The following is a 16,274-nucleotide window of genomic DNA, read 5'->3' on the forward strand; positions in this document are numbered from 1 at the left end:
CGGATGGGCGTCGAGGTTGTCTTCTGGTGCGTTGTCCTGGCGCGCTTCAGCCTGCCGCTGCTGATTCCGCGCTACCCGCTGCCGGCCATCATCGGCTGCCTGCTGCTCGACGGTGTCGACCAGACCATCTTCCAGACCTTCGGCTACGACCCGCCGAACTACCAGAGCTACGACAAGGCGATGGACGTCTTCTACCTGGCGGTCGCCTACCTGGCCAGCCTGCGCAACTGGACGAACCAGCCGGCCGTCAAGATCAGCCGCTTCCTGTTCTTCTACCGGCAGGTCGGGGTGGTGCTGTTCGAGCTCATCGGTGCCCGCTGGCTGCTGCTGGTGTTCCCGAACACCTTCGAGTACTACTTCATCGCGTACGAAGGCGTTCGCAGCCGGCGGAACCCGTTGCGCTACACGATGAAGTTCTGGGTGCTGGTCGCCGGCGGGATCTGGATCTTCATCAAGCTGCCGCAGGAGTACTGGATCCACATCGCCAAGCTCGACCTGACCGACACGATCCGGGACGTCCCGTGGTTCCTGCCGGCCCTCATCGTCGCCGTACTGGCGCTGCTCGCGGTGGTGTGGTTCGTCATCCGTCCCCGGCTCCGGCCGGCCGACTGGCCGCTCCGGCTCGCCGCGGACCCGCTGCCGGTCGAGATCGACGAAGCGAGCGAGCGGGCCGCGTACCGGGCCGCGCACCAGAAGGTCTTCGACTGGGCCGCGGTGGAGAAGATCTTCCTGATCGGCCTGATCAGCGTGATCTACGGCCGGGTGCTGCCGGGCGTCGAGGCGAGTGACCTCGCGCTGTTCATCGGTATCGCGGTCTTCGTGGTGATCAACTCCGCGATCGGGCTCTGGTCGGCCCGGCGCGGCTACGGCTGGGACTCCGCGACGATCTCGTTCGCAGTCGTCTTCGCGACCAACGTCGTCCTGGTGTTCCTCGCCGATCTGCTGCTGAACCGGCGCAACGACGATCTGCAGCTGACGGACACGTTGTTCTTCGTCTTCCTGGTGAGCATCCTGACGATGCTGTACGACCGGTACCACCCGATCAACGAGTACCGCGTCGCCCACGCCGTCAAGGACGACGTCAGTCCGTGATCCCGCTGTCGCAGAACCTGAAGGAGATCACCCGGCGGTTGGAGGCGACGTTCGCCGGGCGTTGCGTCAGTGCCTTCATCGACCTGCGGGGGATCGACCGCGCCATGGTCATCGCCTCGGAGGCGCTCACCGCCCTGATTCCGTTGCTCATCCTGGTCTCCACGTTCGCGCCCGCGGATCGCCGCGATGTCGTCTCGCAAAGCTTCATCCGCAAGTTCCACCTCACGGGCAGTGCCGCCGAGGCGGTGACGGAGGTGTTCGCGCGGCCGGCCGGCGGTGCGAGCGTCGGCGCACTGAGTGTGCTGATCCTGGTGTTCTCGGGGTTGTCGCTGGCCAGGCGGATGCAGCGGCTGTACCTGGATGCCTGGCACCTCGACCCGCTCTCCGGCGTGCGCGGCTCGTTCAACACGTTCCTGGGGCTGGCGGCCCTCGTGATCGACATCGGGCTGCTGGCGCTCGCGCGGAGCCTCGTGCGCGCTCTGCCTTTCGACTGGCTGTTCAGCCTGCCCATCTCGCTGGTGAGCGGTTTCCTGCTGTGGATCTCCATTCCGTGGCTGCTCCTCGACGGCCGGGTGCAGTGGCGACGGCTGGTTCCGACCGGCGTGATCGCGACCATCTGCGCCAGTGTCTACAGCCTGGTTGCCACGGTCTACATGCCGGAGCAGATGGAGACCTACAGTGAGCGGTACGGACTCTTCGGGGTCACGCTGGCACTGGTGGGCTGGCTGTTGGTCGTGTCGCTCATCCTGGTCGCCGCGACCGTGGTCGCGGCCGAGTTCGATCGCAGCCAGGGTGTGTTCCCGCGCTGGGTCCAGGCCCGGCTTTCCCCCACCAAGGGTGATGCCGGGTGAGACGGCGGTGCCGATGATGGCCTGGTGGGTACTCCAGTAGATGACTCCGGGCTTCCGACCGACCCCGGGACCCTGGCCGACGGGCTCCCGGCAGACTCCGGGACCCTGGCCGACGGGCTCCCCGCAGACTCCGGGACTCCGATCGACGTGCCGCCGGAACCGTCAGCTCCCTCAGCGCCGACGGCACCGGCAGCGCCAAGCCGCGAGCCGATCGACGTCGTCGATGTCATGATCGGCGCCACGGCCCTCGCCGTCGCGGTCACGGGCATTGTCGGGCGCCGGGTGCGGAGAGTGCTCGGTCCGGCGGTGGGCGTGCTCCGCAGGCCCCCGGTGGTGCCGACGCGCTACCACGCGGACACCGTGCTGGCGAATCTGGCCCAGTACGGCGCCGCGAATCGCCAGGAGCTGAAAGGCCAAGTGAGTGCGGTTCTCCAGCCGGTGGTGCCCAGGGTCGTCACCATCCTGCTGGAACCGATCGATCTCACCCAGCTCGTCAAGGACAACGTGGACCTGAACGAGGTGGTCGCATCCGTCGACATGGACGAGATTCTCGCCCGGATCGACATCGCCGGGATGGCCGAGGGGGTGATCGCCGAGGTCGACCTGGCCGAGATCATCCGTCAGTCCACCGGCTCGGTGGCCTCCGACACGGTGCGCGGCGTACGGATGCAGAGCGTGGCGGGCGATGAGGCGGTCGGCCGGGCGGTCGGCCGGATCCGGCTGCGGTTCGGCCGGAAGGTGCCGGCGACGGAATCATGACCGTGGACGGGATCTCCATCGTCCCGAGGGAGGCCCGCGGGTTCCAGGGCCGGCCGGCCGGCCTGGTCACCCGGACGATCGCCGGTTTCGTCGATGCGATCGTGGTGGTCGCCCTGATCCTGATCGGCTACCTGGGCGTCAACGGGGTCCTGTTCCTGATCGATCCCCGGGGATTCCAGTTCACCGAGGCGTCACCGCTGCCGCTCGTGACCACAGCGCTGCTGGCGGCGTTCCTCTACTTGTTCGCCGCGTGGTGGATCACTGGCCGCACCGTCGGCTGCCATCTGATGGGGTTGCGGGTGGTCAATCGTCACCGCCGGCGGCTGCCACCGCACATCGCGTTCCTCCGGGCACTGTTGTACACGCTGTTCCCCATCGGGCTGGTGCTGTGCGCCGGCGGCCGCAACCACCGTTCGCTGCAGGACCTCATCCTGCGCACCTTGGTCATCTACGACTGGCAACCCAGACACCTCGACTAGGAGTTCACCATGGCGGAGCCAGAGACCACCACGTCTAGGGGCAGGCACGTGCAATCCGCCGGACCCGGCGAGGTCCAGGTGCCCGAGTGGCCGAGCAAATGGGTCGGCTGGATCCTGTTCGCGGGCGTGATGATGATCGTCGAGGGGATGTTCCACGCCTTCCAGGGGTTCGTGGCCTTGTTCGAGGACGACTTCTACCTGGTCGGCCGGCGCGGGCTCACCATTCACCTCGACTACACGGGGTGGGGCTGGATCCATCTGGCGCTGGGCGTGATCGTCATCGCGGCCGGGATCGGACTCCTCAACGGCCGGCTGTGGGGACGGATCGCCGGCGTGATCCTCGCCGTGGTCAGCATCGTGGTGAACGTCGCCTTCCTCGCGGCGTACCCGATCTGGTCGACGATCATGATCGCGGTCGACATCTTGGTGATCTGGGCGCTGACCGTGCACGGCGACGAGATGCGCGTGATGCGGGAGGAGTCCGGTCAATCGTGACGGCGGTTGAGGCCGGCCTGCACGGCGGTCAGCAGCGCCTTGGCGCCGATCCCGACGATCAGCAGATCGCCGAACATCTGCACCATGGTGACCACGCGGGCCGCCTCGGAGATCGGGACGATGTCGCCGAACCCGACCGTCGAGAAGACCGTCACGGTGAAATACATCGAGTCGGTTCGGGTCAACGGCTCGGAGAAGCTCCCCCGGTAGGTCTGACCGATGACGTAGTAGGTCGCGGCGAAGACGACCAGGAATAGGGGTACGGACGTGGCCAGTGCGCCGATCGCCCGGATCCGCGGGTACGGCGACCTGGCGATGTCACGGAGCTGCCAGAAGAGCACGAGGGTCACCACGACGAGCCCGACCGCCAGATACACGGTCACGGCATCGTCGGCGAGGTTCATCGGGAGGACGTAGTAGCCGACGACGATGACCACCGAAACCAGCAGGGAGCGCAGCAGCGACGTCCGCGCGAGCCGGTGTCGCTCGCCCTTGGAAAGGCGTCGGTAGGAGGCCTCGGCATCTTTCACCCCGCTCAGTAGAGCGCACCGGCGACGGTCCGGCATCCTCTCCGCTGGAGGAGATCGCGGCGGCTTCATCCGCCGCGGGGGATGCTCGCCCGTGGGCTCGGTTGTTGGCTGGACGGATATGCACGAGCACGACCGGAGGGGGCGCGACGGTATGGATGCACGTGGCACGACGGCGGTGCAGACGCCCACAAGCACGATCGGCCACCTGACGGTGCCGGCCGGCCGGCTGACCCCGGGGCAGCGGGCTCGCCGCGGACTCGCGGCACGCACGGTGCTGCCGCCGCGCGCCCAGGCGGAGCTGGTGCTGTCGCCGAAGCGGCCGGATCCGGTCGACGCGATGGAGGACCAGGCTCGGGACCGCGTTCCCGAGCTGGTCCCGGTGCGCCATGGCCGGATGATGGAGTCCCCGTTCGCCTTCTTCCGGGGCAACGCCGCGGGGATGGCGGCCGACCTCGGCGCGGGGCCTGTGTCGGGTCTGGGCGCCCAGCTGTGCGGTGACGCTCACCTGTCGAACTTCGGTCTGTTCGGCTCCCCCGAGCGCCGGCTGCTGTTCGACGTCAACGACTTCGACGAGTCCGCCCCCGGTCCGTTCGAGTGGGACGTCAAACGGCTGGCCACGAGTCTCGCGGTCGCCGGCCGCGGCAACGGCTTCTCCGGCAAGGAACGGCGCAAGGTCGTTCGGGAGGCTGTCCGGCGGTACCGCGACGCCACCGCCGACTTCGCCACCATGCGGGCTCTCGACGTCTGGTACGCGCGAGCGGACATCGACGAGCTCGAGCAGGCGCTGCGCGACAAGCTGAGCTCGAAGCGGCGCAAGAACGTCGACCAGGCGTTGTCCAAGGCACGCAGCAGCGACAGCCTGAAAGCCTTCGCCAAGCTGACCGAGCTCACCGACGACGGGGTGCGGATCAAGTCGGATCCGCCGTTGATCGTTTCGATGTCCGACCTGCTGCCCGACGCCAGCCGGGCGGAGCTCGAAGACCAGATCAGGAACCTGCTGCTGCGCTACCGCCGCACGCTGCCGAGTGAACGCCGGGCCCTGTTCGACGAGTTCGAGTTCGTCGACCTGGCCCGCAAGGTCGTGGGCGTGGGCAGCGTCGGTACTCGCTGCTGGATCGTGCTGCTGCGCGGCCGCGACGACGGTGATCCGCTGTTCCTGCAGGTGAAGGAGGCGGGTCCGTCGGTCCTCCGGGCGCACGTTCCGTCCGCCTTCCGGCAGCGCGGGCCGCGGAACGAGGGCGAGCGGGTCGTGCACGGCCAGCGGCTGATGCAGGCGGCCAGCGACATCTTCCTCGGCTGGCAGCGGGTCGAGGGCATCGACGGCCGGGAGCGCGACTTCTACGTGCGCCAGTTGCGCGACATGAAGGGGTCCGCCGAGGTCGAGCGGATGGATCCGAACGGGATGACGATGTACGGCGCGCTCTGTGGCTGGACCCTGGCCCGGGCGCACGCCCGCTCCGGCGACCGGATCGCCCTCGCGACCTACCTGAACAGCGACGACGCCTTCCCGGACGCGATGGCCGAGTTCGGCGAGGCGTACGCCGACGTGAACGAGCGTGACTACACAGCGTTCGTCGACGCCGTCAAGAGCGGGCGCCTTCCAGCGGAGACCGGTCTGTAGGAGGCCGGCCGAGGAACTCGATCACGGCCACCGCGAACAGCACCACCAAGGCGATGACCACGACGACGGTGACGGTCGGCCGCGACCACAAGGTGAGTACGAGGGCGCCACCGACGACGCTGGCGATCAGCAGCAAACGCTTGTGGGCGTACGTCCAGCTTCCGACGCGTCCCGTGTTCAGACCGGCCGACTCGGCCGATCCACGCAGCGAGCCGATCCCCTTCTTGAACCCGGTCCGAGCCCGAACGGCGGAGACCGACGGGCCGCTGAAGAACGCCGCGATCGCGACGATGAGTGCGAGTGCCCCGACCGCGCGGATGCCGTACCGCAGGTATCGCACGATCGTGTCGAAGATGACTCCACCGGCGTCGCGGGACAGCACTTCGGGCGGCAGGGCGTTCAGGTAGAGCGCGCGCCCGACGGCCAGGCCGACTCCCAGCGCCAGCATGCCGGCCACGACGCCCAGCGCGCCGAGGAGGAGCGCTCGGCGGTGGTCCCGGGCGACGTACACCCCGGCGACGAACAGGATCAGGGCGATGATCGGCAGCCAGACACCGAGGGTGTTGAGCAGCCGGTAGAGGCCCTGGGCCTTGGTCACGCTGTCGGACTGCGCCAGTACGATCGATTTGTCGATGGTCGGAATGCGGTCGGCCAGGCCGAAGCCGCGTGCGACCAGCCGCTCCTTCACCTGCGCGATGATCGGCGCCAGGTTGAGCGTGACTGTGTCGTTCTGGGCGCTGATTGCGCCACCCTGGTTGCCTTCGAGCATGTTGACCAGGGCCGTGTGCGCGGTCCGGTTCGCGGTCTGCCAGACATTGGCGAACTCGGGGCTCGCGACGAAGTTGTTGACCTGGTCGCGGATGAACCCCTGCACACCGTTGGCGAGCGGCCCGCTGAGTGCCTGCAGGTTGCTCGCCACCCGCGGGGGCAGACCCTGCTGGGCGATCGCGTTGAGAGCCTCTGTGGTGATGCCCTGGATGTCGATGGCGTTGAAGATCTCGTTGGTCACCGCGTTGGCGACCGTGGCCTGCACGGCGGGGTCGCTCGCCAGCGGTGCGACGGTTTCGATGTACCGGTCGGTGTCGGAGATCTGCCGGCTGGCCCAGACGGCGGTGGCCGACAGTGGCGCGAGTACGCAGGCGAGCGTGATCAGCACCGCTGCCGAGATCGCCCGCCAGCGGTGGGCGCGCGTAGATCGTTCCGGGGCCCCCGGCGCCTCGTGTTTCGCGGCGTCGAGCTCCACCTCGAGCTCCGCCACGCGCCGGCGCAGCTGTGCCAGCTCCTCGCTGTCACTCATGACCCCACAGTGGTGGCCGGGGGCCCGGACGTCCTCACCTGCAACGGATGATCTTCAGGCTTTCAGCCCCGACATCGCGATGCTGTCGGTCAGGTAGCGCTGTAACAGGCCGAACACGAGCAGGCTCGGTACGACGGTGATGGTCGCGCCGGCCATGACCTCGTTGATCGGCACCGCCTGGGTCTGCAGCGTGGCCAGGCCGACGGTCAGGGTCTGCATCTTTCCGGACTGGCCGATCACGAGCGGCCACAGAAAGTCGTTCCAGTGCCACAGGAACACGAAGATCCCCAGCGTCGCGAGCACCGGCCGGATCAGCGGCAGCACGATCATCGTGAAGATCCGCCACTCCGGGGCGCCGTCGATCTCGGCCGCCTCGAACAGTTCGTCCGGGAGCTGGCTGATGAACTGCCGTATCAGGAACACGGCCTGCGAGTTCGCCAGCGTGGGCACGATCAGGCCCCAGTAACTGTCCACCCAGTCCAGCCGCGAGACCAGGATGTACGACGGGATCAGGGTCGCCTGGAACGGGACCATCAGCGTGGCCAGGAACGCCCAGAAGATGATCTCCCGGCCGGGGAACTTCTTCTTCGCGAACGCGTAGCCGGCCATCGAGGCGAACAGCAGCACGCACACGACCGACACCAGCGAGTACAGCAGCGAGTTGACCGTCCAGCGCGGGATGTCCGAGCTCGACAGCACCCTCGAGAAGTTCTCGAAGGTGAAGTGGGCCGGGTTCAGCGCGTCCGGGAAGGTCCGGCCGCTCGGCGGTGCGAACGCGACCAGGACCATCGCCGCGAACGGCACGACCGTGACGATCGCGGTCAGCGTCAGCAGGGTCGGCAGCGTCAGCCGGGCAGCCGGCCGCTGTCCGGCCGCCGAGGTCTCCTTCTGCTCCCGCACGGGTGGTCGTTCGAGCACGTTCACCATCAGTCGTCCCTCCCGACCAGCCGTCGCTGCACGAGCGAGACGATCAGCACGATCAGGAACAGCACCAGACCGATCGCGCTGGCATAGCCGAAGTCGAAGTACTTGAAGCCGCTGTCGTAGAGGAAGTACACGAGCGAGTAGCTGGAGCGGACCGGGCCGCCGCCGGTCATCACGTACATCGCGTCGAAGACCTGGAAGGCGCCGATGGTCTCGATCACCAGCACGAAGAACAGCACCGGGCGCAGTTGCGGCAGGGTGACGTAGCGGAACCGCTGCCAGGTACCGGCGCCGTCGATCATCGCGGCCTCCAGGTACGACTTCGGCACCGCCTGCAGGCCCGCGAGCAGGATCAGCATCGAGTAGCCGAAGCCCTTCCAGGCCGAGGTGACCGCGATCGACGGCAGCACCGACCCGGACTGGCCGAGGAAGTCGACCGGGCCGACGCTCACCAGCCCGAGGACGCCGTTCAGCAGACCGTCCTGCGCGTCGTAGATCCATTTCCAGAGCACCGCGGCCAGCACGATGCTGGTCACGTACGGCAGGAAGAAGACGCCGCGGAAGAAGCCGCGCTTCCAGACCACCTGATGCAGCAGTACGGCGGTGCCGAGCGAGAGCAGCATGGTCAGCGGGACGAAGATCACCGTGTAGGTGATCGTCACCACCAGCGCCTCGTGGAACACCTTGTCCGAGAACAACCGCGTGTAGTTGTCAAAGGCAATGAAATCCCACGTGCCGCTGATCCGGTAGTCGGTCAGCGACAGGAACAGGGCGCCGATCGCCGGCAGGAAGCGGAACAGCAGGAACAGCAGCAGCATCGGGGCGAGGAACAGCAACCCGATCCAGGGCCTGCGCCGAGGCCCACCCCGTGAGCGCGACGACCGGCCGGCCGCGGGTCCTGCCCGACCCGCGACCCCGTCGGCCGTCGGCACGGTATCCGTCAACGTTGCCTCGCGAGCAGGTCGTTGGCCTGCTTGGCGGCGTCGTCCAGCGCTTGTTGCGGCTGCTTCTTGCCGGTCAGCACGGCCTGGATCTCGGTGCTCAGCATCGACATCACCTGCCGCGCGGACGGGTTCGCCTCACCGGGTACGGCGTACTGCAGGGCGTCCTTGAACTTCGCGGCGTTGGGGTCGGTCGACTCGTACTTCGCGTCCTTGCGCGGCGAGTAGTAGCCGGACGCCTTGCTGAGCGCGTCCAACTGGGCCGGCTGGACCATGAACGACAAGAACTTCTTCGCCCCGTCGGGGTTGCCCGTCGCGGCGTTCATCACGAGACCACCCGGGATCCCGTACCCGACCTGCTTCTTGTCGGTCAGCGGCGCGCCGACCTCGACGTTCGCCGCACCCCAGGTCTTCCCGACCGTGGCAGCGTCGGCCGGGACGCTGGTGAACGCCATCGCCACCTGCCCCTTGCCGAGCGCCGAGTCGGTGATCGTCTGCACGCTGGTGAGTGCGGTCTTCGAGATCGCGCCCTCGTCCCACAGGTTCTTGATGAAGGTCAGCGCCTCCAGACCCGGAGCCTGGTTGAACGCCACGGTCTTGCCGTCGTCGGCGAACACCTTGCCGCCGGCCTGCCACAGCAGCGGGTAGAAGCTGAGGTTCAGCGTCGCCTCCGGCGAGGCCGAGTAGTCCAGCGTGGAGAACCCGGCGGCCTTGATCTTCGGAGCGGCCGCCTTGATCTCGTCCCAGGTCTCCGGCGGCGTGCTGATCCCGGCCTTGGTCAGGATCGTCTTGTTGTACATCGTCGTCGTGACGGTGTGGTAAATCGGTGCGCCGTACACCTTGCCGTCGACGGTCAGGCCCGGGATCGCGGCCGGCAGGAAGCTGTCCTTGTCCGGCTCGACCACGTCGTCGATCGGCTCCAGCGAGCCGCTCTTGACGTACTGCGGGATCTGGTCGGGGATCATCAGCAGCACGTCCGGGCCCTTCTTGCCCGAGAACGCGGCGGCGAGCTTCTCCTCGCGGTTCGCCCACGGCTGCATCTCGACCTTCAGGTCGATGCCGGAGTTGGCCGCCTCGAAGTCGGTCTCGACCTTCTTCCAGTAGGCGTCGCTGGTCGCCTGGTCGGCGATGACCGGGTACATCCAGAGCGTGACGCTCTTCTTCTCCGACGAGGAGCCCGAGTCGTCGTTGCCGCAGGAACTGAGCGCGGCGGCGAGCACGAGCGCCATGAGTGGTGCCGCGATGCGGCGAACGGTCGAAATCATCACACCCCCAGGGTGTCCGGAAAGTCAGGGCCGGAAAGTAGGAGACCGAATAACGGTCAGGACCGAAAGTAGCCGGGTCGAATTTCGGCTGTCAACGGCTGATATCAACTCGGAACAGGGTGGAGCCGCTGGTGAGCAGCAGCTGGTGATCTCCCCGGACGCCGAGCCGCCGGTGCGCGTGCTCGACGAACAGCGTCGGGATCGCCTTCTCTCCGGGCGCGATCCGGTAGATCTTGTTCAGGTCGATGCTCACGTAGACCGCCTCCGGGGTCGCCACGATGTCGCCGCTGGACGTGGTGGTCCCGAGCGTGAAGGACTTGAGCACCTTGCCGCACTGCGGGTCGACGGCGAACACGGTGTTGCCGGCCACGCCCCAGAGCAGCCCGTCCGGTCCGATCGTCACGGACGATACCGTGGCCGCGCCGGGCACGGGGACGGTTTCCCACAGCTTGCGGGCCTTGGCCACGTCCCAGGCGAACACGGTGCCCGCGTCCCGGGTCGGTGGTGTGGTCGCGAGTCCGCCGGCGATCGACGTACCGCCGTAGATGATGCCGTGCTGGGCGGTCAGGCCGAAGACGCTCTCGTCCTGGACCACGTTGCGGTACTTCTGCGCCGTGTTGGTCCTCGGGTCGTAGATGACCAGCGCGCCGCCGAGCCGGTCGCCGTCGGGGACGGTGCCGACGGCAATCTTGCCGTTCACCTCGACCAGGGCACGCGCGCGGGTCTGCAACAGGTCAGCCTTGAGGTTCAGCAGTTGCTTGGGGTTGTCAGGCGTACCGGGCGGTCCGGGGGAGTACTCCGGACTGCTCCAGGGCTGGCTCTGGTCGTAGGCGTAGAGCCGTGCCTCGGGGTAGGCGCCGATCCACAGCTTGCCGTCGGACCCCTCCAACAGAGCCTCGACCTGCGAGAACCGGTTGAAGGTGGCCGCGCCGGTGGACGGGTCGACCACGGACACGCCGCCGTTCAGGAAGCCACCGGTGTAGATCTTGTCCTTGCCACCGGCCACGGACAGGATCTCGATCGGCTCACGTCGTACCTGGGTCTGGAAGATCTCGGACTTGCCGGTCTGCGGGTTGTACCGGAACTCCTCGCCGCGCCAGAGCGTGCCGACCACGCTGGTGCCCGGGTAGTCGGGCAGGCCGAGGTCGGCGTACCCGATCGAGCGGGCGTTCTGGATCCGGCCGGTGAAGGTCAGGCCGCTCCCGGTCAGCGTCTTGGTCGCCGGGTCGTACTTCTTCAGCTCGCTCGCCTGGATCAGGTAGATCTCACCGTTCGCGCCGACCGGGGAGATGTCCAGGCCATGGGCGTTCGGGATCTCGTCCACCCAGGTCCGGCTCGCGACGTCCCAGACGTAGAGCGGGCCGGGGAAGGCGGTGCTGATCCGGGCGTAGACGCGGCCGCCGCGGGCGTTCAGGTCGTAGACGACCTTGTCGGCCGGGTCGCCGAGTCCGGGTGGCGAGGGGAGCTCGGTGATCGCGCCGGTCGTGACGTCGACCTCCATGATGTGCGCGTCGGGCAGCGAGCCGGTGTAGATCTTGCCGTCGGCGTAGTCGATGCTCTTGACGTACGTCTGGCCGGGTTTCACCGTGCCGTAGTCGCGGACGGCGCCGGTCTGGTCGTCGTACCGGAAGACCTTGCCGTTCGGGAACGTTCCGCCGTACACGTTGCCTTGGTCATCGGTTGTGATGCGCCAGATGAAGCTCTCGGTCGCGATCGGCCGGCCGAGGTCCTCGACCGTGCTGCCCGGGCGTAGGCGGTAGAGGTGGCCGTTGCTGTACGTACCGACATAGATCGTGCCGTCCGGCGTGGCGGCCACCGCGTAGCTGCCGTCGGCGCCGGGCAGCGCCGCGGAGAGCAGGCTGGCGCCGGTGGCCGGGTCGATGGCGTTCAGGTACGCCGGGCTACCTGTGGAGACGTTCCAGATCGCCGTCTTGCCGTTCGGGCCGGGAGCGACGGTGCCCCCGATCAGGAGTACGTCGGACAGCGGCGTACCGAGCGAGACGAGCGTGCCGGTCGGTGGACCGGGTTTGGCCTGCGCAGGTGTGGTCGGAGTGGTGACGAGTACGGCGGCGAGCGCCACCGCGATGAGCGAGCGGACTGATCGCATGCGATGCCTCCGGGGTGCCGTATTTACGGTCCTGTCCGAAAGTGAAGCTCTCACGGTGTGGCGAAGTCAACCACTCAGCCGGATTTGCCGGTACTGGCAGAGTTCGCCCGGTTTACGGCCCCGGCCGTTAAGTGTGTCAGGAGGTTGTCGAGCATCTCGCGGGTGGCGGCGAAGTAGCTGTTCTCGCGGTGCAGTGCCCGGTGGAACGCGGCCAGCTCGGTCGGCGAGATCGTGTTCGAGAACGTGCTGATCTCGGTCAGGTCGAGCCGCCGGTTGAACAGGTGCACGGTGTCGCGCCACCGGTGCAGCAGGCCGACCAGCTCGGCATCGCGGCGCAGCCCGAGGGCGCCCGACACCAGCGCGAGGTCGACCGCGGACACCACCAGCCGCGGGTAGACCTGCCGGGTCGTCGGGGTGTTCGGCGAGAACCGGTCGTCGCTGAGCAGCCGGGTGTTCTCCCGCAGTTCGTCCGCGACCGCCCGAAGCACCTCCGTACGGCGTTCTGCCTCGGCAGTCAGCCGCTCGACGAAGATGCCGGTCAGCCCGGCGACCAGGGTGAGCGAGTTGACGGCCGGCTCCCAGCGCGAGTTCTCCGGCCAGAAGAACCAGATGACGCCGAGTACGAACGCCAGCGCGAGCAGCCCGTAGCTGACCGCCGTGACCACGGTCCGCCGGTACACCGCCCAGCGCGCGTCGACCAATGGAAGTGCCAGCCGGAGCTGCCGTAACCGTGCCAGCACCCCTGACCGCGCGCGGCGCACGTCCGGATCGGGCACCCCATCACTCATGTGGACCAGATGTCGTCAGCCAGGCTCGAGGTCGTGAGGTCCCCGGCCGAGCCCGGCGCGAGGAGGAGCAGGTCGAGGCCGAAGGGACTCGGGCGGCGCGTGTACCGGAAACCGGAGTGCGCGTGCTCGATCGGCGTCAGGTCGCAGGCGGTGGTGAGCTTCTTCAGCCGCTCGGTGGAGAACTTCCGGGTGGTGTAGAGCAGGATCGTGTCCTCCGGCTCGAGCACCACCTCGGTGTGGTCCGGCAGACCCATCACGATCGGCGAACCGGTGTTGTTCTGCCAGACGATCTTCACCCGCAGCGCGTCGTCGGTCTCGACCTCGCCGCGGAAGTCGATCCGGTCGTTGTCGATGGTCAGATCGGTGTTGTAGCGCAGTGCGCTGGTGACGAACTCGGCGAAGGCGCGGGTCTGGTGGTACTCGTCGGCGGCCGCCTTCGCCGCCTCCGGGTCCAGGCTGCTGGTGGTGGCGACCTCGAGCAGCAGCCGGTCCTGCGGCCGCAGCACCCGGGTCAGCGTGCTGAGCAACTCCTCGTCGCTCTCGAAGTTGGCCAGCGTGTTGCCGGTCAGCGTGAACAGGATCGGGTCGTCGGCGACCAGCCGGGACAGCATCTGGGCGAGCTCGTCCATGTTGTCGGCCATCGAGAAGTCGAGCTGCACCGGCAGCACCTGCGACATCGGGAAGCGGGCGCCGCGGACCGGCTCCAGGGTGCCCATCCGGAGCATCTCCGAGCTCATGTCGACCGGGATGTAGAACATGTCCCGGTTGTGCCGGCGCATGTCGCCGAGGATCGTGCGGTCCTTCACGCCCGTGCCGACACCGAGGCTGACCAGGTGGAAGCCGCCGTTGTCGACGTGCGGGCGGACCTTGCGCCAGTGCCGCAGGAAGGACTCCGCGCCGGCCTTCATGACCAAGTAGAACGGGTCGTTGGTGGCGTTCGCCCAGGCGATCGTCGGCCCGATGCCCCAGTAGGAGAAGCCCGAGGTGATCTGCTTGCCGTCACCGGTCTTGGAGAACGGTCCGCGCAGGTCGCCGGTCAGCGTGGCGAGCTTGTCGGTCTGGTCCTCGCCGACCAGCAGCAGCGACCAGGCGAAGTCGTCGTCGGACAGCGCCTGCTCGAGCTTGCGGATCACGGGTACCGGCTCTGCCACGTCTCCACCCCTCACACGGTGAGACGACAGGTTACCGGTTGTCGAGGATCGGTGCAGTCCGGAAACCCGGGTGCGGCGGCAACTGGTTGCGCCGCGTTCAGACCGGGGTGACGGTGTCGGCCTCGCGGCCCTTGGGGCCGTCGACGATCTGGAACTCGACCGGCTGGCCGTCCTCCAGGGTCTTGTAGCCGTCGGAGACGATCTTGCTCCAATGGACGAACACGTCGTCCTGGCCGTCGACGGCCAGGAAGCCGTAGCCCTTGTCGGCGTTGAACCACTTCACGGTGCCGCGCACCATCGGAACTCCTTGACCACGGGATCCGCTTGACCCGGACCCCTCGGGTACTCGCCCCCGGCCAAGAGCCGTCGAGCGGTCCACAAGCCTAGCCGAGCCCGCTCCTCACCCGAGCGACGATCCCACCTCAGAGTCAGCCGCGGTGCGAGGCGGCCAGGCCGATGACGCCGGCGGTGACGAGCAGGAGGGCGCCGGTGACGCCGAGGTCGTCGGTCTGCAGGATGCCGTTGTCGTTCAGCATCCAGATCGTCGCGGCGCCGGTCAGGATGGTACCGGCGACGACGCCCGGCACATCCGCCTTGGTCCGCTTGTCGGGGTGCTTCATCCGCGCTCCACCTTGATGCTGCCCAGCCTGAGGTCCAGGTCCAGGGTGACCTGCTCCGGGCCGGCCTTTCCGTCGGCGCCGAGGTCCTTCACGGTCAGCTCCGCATTATGGCCGCCCTTGTGCTCGTTCAGCCAGGCCACGTCGCCCATCTCGGTGGACAGTTGCCCGTCGACGTCGACGTTCTGCGGGAGCTTGACGACCACCTCGCCGACCCCGCCGTGCACCTCGACCTTGGCGCCCGGCGCGAACTTCGCCTTGGTCAGGTCCAGGATCACCGAGCCCGCGTCGAACTGGTAGTTCGTCCCGGTCGCGGTGATGGTCTGGCCAACCGGCGCGACGTAGTTGGTGTCGGCGAAGTTGCGGGGCCCGTTCGGGAAGACAGTGCTCACCACGGCGCCGGCCGCGAGCAAGAGGCCCAGCGGCAGCAGCGCCAGCGTGCGGCCGACGAATCCACCGAGCAGCATGCCCGCGCCGAGCGTGGCAAGGCCGATGATCAGCATGGTCGCCGTCGGCGCGCCCGCCAGCGCGGCGATCCCGATCGCGAGACCGGTCAGCAGTACGACGATCGACTTGATCCCGCGGACACCCTTGGCGGGCGGTCCGGCCGGCTTCGTCCGGGCGGGCGGAGGCCCGGTCGGCGGCTCGTCGACGTACAGGCCAAGGGGGTCGTCCTCGGTCCACACAGCCTGGACCGGTTCGACGGTGCGGTCCTGGGGTCGCTGTGTGGCCGAGGACGCCGTACCCGTCGGGGGAGCTGACGGGCCGGTCTGAGGAGGCATGTACGCCGAGGTCGTGGGCTGCTGGAACGCCGAAGTCGTGTCCTGGGGCCGCGGTGGCTCATCGCCCTGCGGCTGGTTGTTCCACTGCATGCCGGGGCCGTTCCCACTGACCCGCCGGCCTTTGCGGTGCTTGGCCGCCAGCCAGATCACCGCGAGCACGATCAGCGGGCCGGGGACGAACCGGCCGATGTTGAACGACGACATCATCGCGATGGCGACGAACACGCAGACGCCGATCACGATCGGCCACAGCCACGGGTGGTCGGGCCGGATGCGGTCGCCGAGCAGACCCTGCGCCGCCGAGCGCTCACTGCCCTCGTCGGGCATCAGCACCCAGGCGGCGATGTAGAAGATGACCCCCGGACCGCTGATGATCAGGACGGCCATCACCACGCGGATCAGGACCGGGTCGATGTTCAGCGCGCGGCCGATTCCGCCGCAGACGCCGGCCACCCACCGGTCCGACCGGCTCCGCTGCCAGCTCTGCACGTTCTGCAGGCCGCCGCGGTCGAACCCACCGGGTCCACTCTGGTTCTGCTCCATGACATCGATAGTGGCGCGCCCGGCGCCCTGAT

At 68.0% G+C, this 16,274-nt stretch carries 17 protein-coding genes; 6 read left to right on the plus strand and 11 right to left on the minus strand.

Annotation, left to right across the window (positions count from 1 at the left end; all coding sequences use genetic code 11):
* Positions 1-3 precede the first annotated feature (3 nt).
* From AB0E63_RS07860 to AB0E63_RS07880, 5 genes are read left to right on the plus strand one after another with little or no spacing between them, the layout of a single operon-like run.
* Entirely contained in the window at positions 4-1,092 is a 1,089-nt protein-coding gene (locus AB0E63_RS07860) for a hypothetical protein (protein ID WP_360362983.1), read from the plus strand.
* Positions 1,089-1,943, plus strand: coding sequence for a YhjD/YihY/BrkB family envelope integrity protein (locus AB0E63_RS07865; RefSeq protein WP_360362985.1), 855 nt, complete (start codon positions 1,089-1,091; stop codon positions 1,941-1,943). Before AB0E63_RS07860 ends, AB0E63_RS07865 begins: the two co-directional genes overlap by 4 nt.
* A 24-nt stretch (positions 1,944-1,967) precedes the next feature.
* The gene (locus tag AB0E63_RS07870; protein WP_360362986.1) at positions 1,968-2,702 is read left to right on the plus strand and encodes a hypothetical protein; all 735 of its coding nucleotides are present in this window, start codon (positions 1,968-1,970) and stop codon (positions 2,700-2,702) included.
* Positions 2,699-3,181 (plus strand): RDD family protein, encoded by a 483-nt coding sequence (locus AB0E63_RS07875; RefSeq protein WP_360362988.1) that lies wholly within the window; start codon positions 2,699-2,701, stop codon positions 3,179-3,181. Before AB0E63_RS07870 ends, AB0E63_RS07875 begins: the two co-directional genes overlap by 4 nt.
* A 9-nt stretch (positions 3,182-3,190) precedes the next feature.
* Positions 3,191-3,676 (plus strand): hypothetical protein, encoded by a 486-nt coding sequence (locus AB0E63_RS07880; protein ID WP_360362989.1) that lies wholly within the window; start codon positions 3,191-3,193, stop codon positions 3,674-3,676.
* Here AB0E63_RS07880 and AB0E63_RS07885 read toward each other — a convergent pair.
* A complete protein-coding gene (locus AB0E63_RS07885) occupies positions 3,667-4,206 on the minus strand; it encodes a potassium channel family protein (RefSeq protein WP_360362991.1) in 540 nt (179 codons plus the stop codon). The genes AB0E63_RS07880 and AB0E63_RS07885 overlap by 10 nt on opposite strands.
* Positions 4,207-4,357: 151 nt before the next feature.
* On the opposite strand from AB0E63_RS07885, the gene AB0E63_RS07890 reads away from it, so the two are divergent.
* The gene (locus tag AB0E63_RS07890) at positions 4,358-5,827 is read left to right on the plus strand and encodes a DUF2252 domain-containing protein (protein ID WP_360362993.1); all 1,470 of its coding nucleotides are present in this window, start codon (positions 4,358-4,360) and stop codon (positions 5,825-5,827) included.
* Here AB0E63_RS07890 and AB0E63_RS07895 read toward each other — a convergent pair.
* From AB0E63_RS07895 to AB0E63_RS07940, 10 genes are all read right to left on the minus strand, one after another.
* The gene (locus tag AB0E63_RS07895; RefSeq protein ID WP_360362995.1) at positions 5,790-7,124 is read right to left on the minus strand and encodes a hypothetical protein; all 1,335 of its coding nucleotides are present in this window, start codon (positions 7,122-7,124) and stop codon (positions 5,790-5,792) included. The two genes, AB0E63_RS07890 and AB0E63_RS07895, sit on opposite strands and share 38 nt — an antisense overlap.
* Positions 7,125-7,178: 54 nt before the next feature.
* Positions 7,179-8,051 carry a carbohydrate ABC transporter permease gene (locus AB0E63_RS07900; protein WP_360362997.1) on the minus strand — a complete coding sequence of 291 codons (873 nt, stop codon included), beginning with the start codon at positions 8,049-8,051 and terminating at the stop codon, positions 7,179-7,181.
* Positions 8,051-8,866, minus strand: coding sequence for a sugar ABC transporter permease (locus AB0E63_RS07905; RefSeq protein WP_360362999.1), 816 nt, complete (start codon positions 8,864-8,866; stop codon positions 8,051-8,053). The genes AB0E63_RS07900 and AB0E63_RS07905 overlap by 1 nt, the downstream gene beginning before the upstream one ends.
* A 122-nt stretch (positions 8,867-8,988) precedes the next feature.
* Positions 8,989-10,254 carry an extracellular solute-binding protein gene (locus tag AB0E63_RS07910; RefSeq protein ID WP_360363271.1) on the minus strand — a complete coding sequence of 422 codons (1,266 nt, stop codon included), beginning with the start codon at positions 10,252-10,254 and terminating at the stop codon, positions 8,989-8,991.
* Between the two features lie 91 nt (positions 10,255-10,345).
* The gene (locus tag AB0E63_RS07915) at positions 10,346-12,361 is read right to left on the minus strand and encodes a hypothetical protein (RefSeq protein WP_360363001.1); all 2,016 of its coding nucleotides are present in this window, start codon (positions 12,359-12,361) and stop codon (positions 10,346-10,348) included.
* Between the two features lie 74 nt (positions 12,362-12,435).
* The gene (locus tag AB0E63_RS07920; protein WP_360363003.1) at positions 12,436-13,149 is read right to left on the minus strand and encodes a hypothetical protein; all 714 of its coding nucleotides are present in this window, start codon (positions 13,147-13,149) and stop codon (positions 12,436-12,438) included.
* Complete coding sequence (locus AB0E63_RS07925; RefSeq protein ID WP_360363005.1) at positions 13,146-14,300, minus strand: L-histidine N(alpha)-methyltransferase; 1,155 nt, start codon at positions 14,298-14,300, stop codon at positions 13,146-13,148. Before AB0E63_RS07925 ends, AB0E63_RS07920 begins: the two co-directional genes overlap by 4 nt.
* Before the next feature lie 97 nt (positions 14,301-14,397).
* Positions 14,398-14,598 carry a cold shock domain-containing protein gene (locus AB0E63_RS07930; protein ID WP_360363007.1) on the minus strand — a complete coding sequence of 67 codons (201 nt, stop codon included), beginning with the start codon at positions 14,596-14,598 and terminating at the stop codon, positions 14,398-14,400.
* Between the two features lie 130 nt (positions 14,599-14,728).
* Positions 14,729-14,920, minus strand: a complete 192-nt coding sequence (locus AB0E63_RS07935) for a hypothetical protein (RefSeq protein WP_360363009.1) — start codon at positions 14,918-14,920, stop codon at positions 14,729-14,731.
* On the minus strand, positions 14,917-16,242 hold the full coding sequence (locus AB0E63_RS07940; RefSeq protein ID WP_360363011.1) for a PspC domain-containing protein: 1,326 nt from the start codon (positions 16,240-16,242) through the stop codon (positions 14,917-14,919). Before AB0E63_RS07940 ends, AB0E63_RS07935 begins: the two co-directional genes overlap by 4 nt.
* Positions 16,243-16,274 lie beyond the last annotated feature (32 nt).

Source organism: Kribbella sp. NPDC026596 (assembly GCF_040638415.1).
Lineage (GTDB): Bacteria > Actinomycetota > Actinomycetes > Propionibacteriales > Kribbellaceae > Kribbella.

What these genes read in the sequence shown, in the direction of transcription:
- AB0E63_RS07915 (WP_360363001.1), bottom strand. Translation starts at nt 12,361, where the DNA reads ATGCGATCAGTCCGCTCGCTCATCGCGGTGGCGCTCGCCGCCGTACTC.
- AB0E63_RS07905 (WP_360362999.1), bottom strand. Translation starts at nt 8,866, where the DNA reads ATGCTGCTGCTGTTCCTGCTGTTCCGCTTCCTGCCGGCGATCGGCGCC.
- AB0E63_RS07880 (WP_360362989.1), top strand. Translation starts at nt 3,191, where the DNA reads ATGGCGGAGCCAGAGACCACCACGTCTAGGGGCAGGCACGTGCAATCC.
- AB0E63_RS07920 (WP_360363003.1), bottom strand. Translation starts at nt 13,149, where the DNA reads ATGAGTGATGGGGTGCCCGATCCGGACGTGCGCCGCGCGCGGTCAGGG.
- AB0E63_RS07895 (WP_360362995.1), bottom strand. Translation starts at nt 7,124, where the DNA reads ATGAGTGACAGCGAGGAGCTGGCACAGCTGCGCCGGCGCGTGGCGGAG.
- AB0E63_RS07940 (WP_360363011.1), bottom strand. Translation starts at nt 16,242, where the DNA reads ATGGAGCAGAACCAGAGTGGACCCGGTGGGTTCGACCGCGGCGGCCTG.
- AB0E63_RS07875 (WP_360362988.1), top strand. Translation starts at nt 2,699, where the DNA reads ATGACCGTGGACGGGATCTCCATCGTCCCGAGGGAGGCCCGCGGGTTC.
- AB0E63_RS07890 (WP_360362993.1), top strand. Translation starts at nt 4,358, where the DNA reads ATGGATGCACGTGGCACGACGGCGGTGCAGACGCCCACAAGCACGATC.
- AB0E63_RS07900 (WP_360362997.1), bottom strand. Translation starts at nt 8,051, where the DNA reads ATGGTGAACGTGCTCGAACGACCACCCGTGCGGGAGCAGAAGGAGACC.
- AB0E63_RS07930 (WP_360363007.1), bottom strand. Translation starts at nt 14,598, where the DNA reads ATGGTGCGCGGCACCGTGAAGTGGTTCAACGCCGACAAGGGCTACGGC.
- AB0E63_RS07935 (WP_360363009.1), bottom strand. Translation starts at nt 14,920, where the DNA reads ATGAAGCACCCCGACAAGCGGACCAAGGCGGATGTGCCGGGCGTCGTC.
- AB0E63_RS07860 (WP_360362983.1), top strand. Translation starts at nt 4, where the DNA reads ATGGGCGTCGAGGTTGTCTTCTGGTGCGTTGTCCTGGCGCGCTTCAGC.
- AB0E63_RS07910 (WP_360363271.1), bottom strand. Translation starts at nt 10,254, where the DNA reads ATGATTTCGACCGTTCGCCGCATCGCGGCACCACTCATGGCGCTCGTG.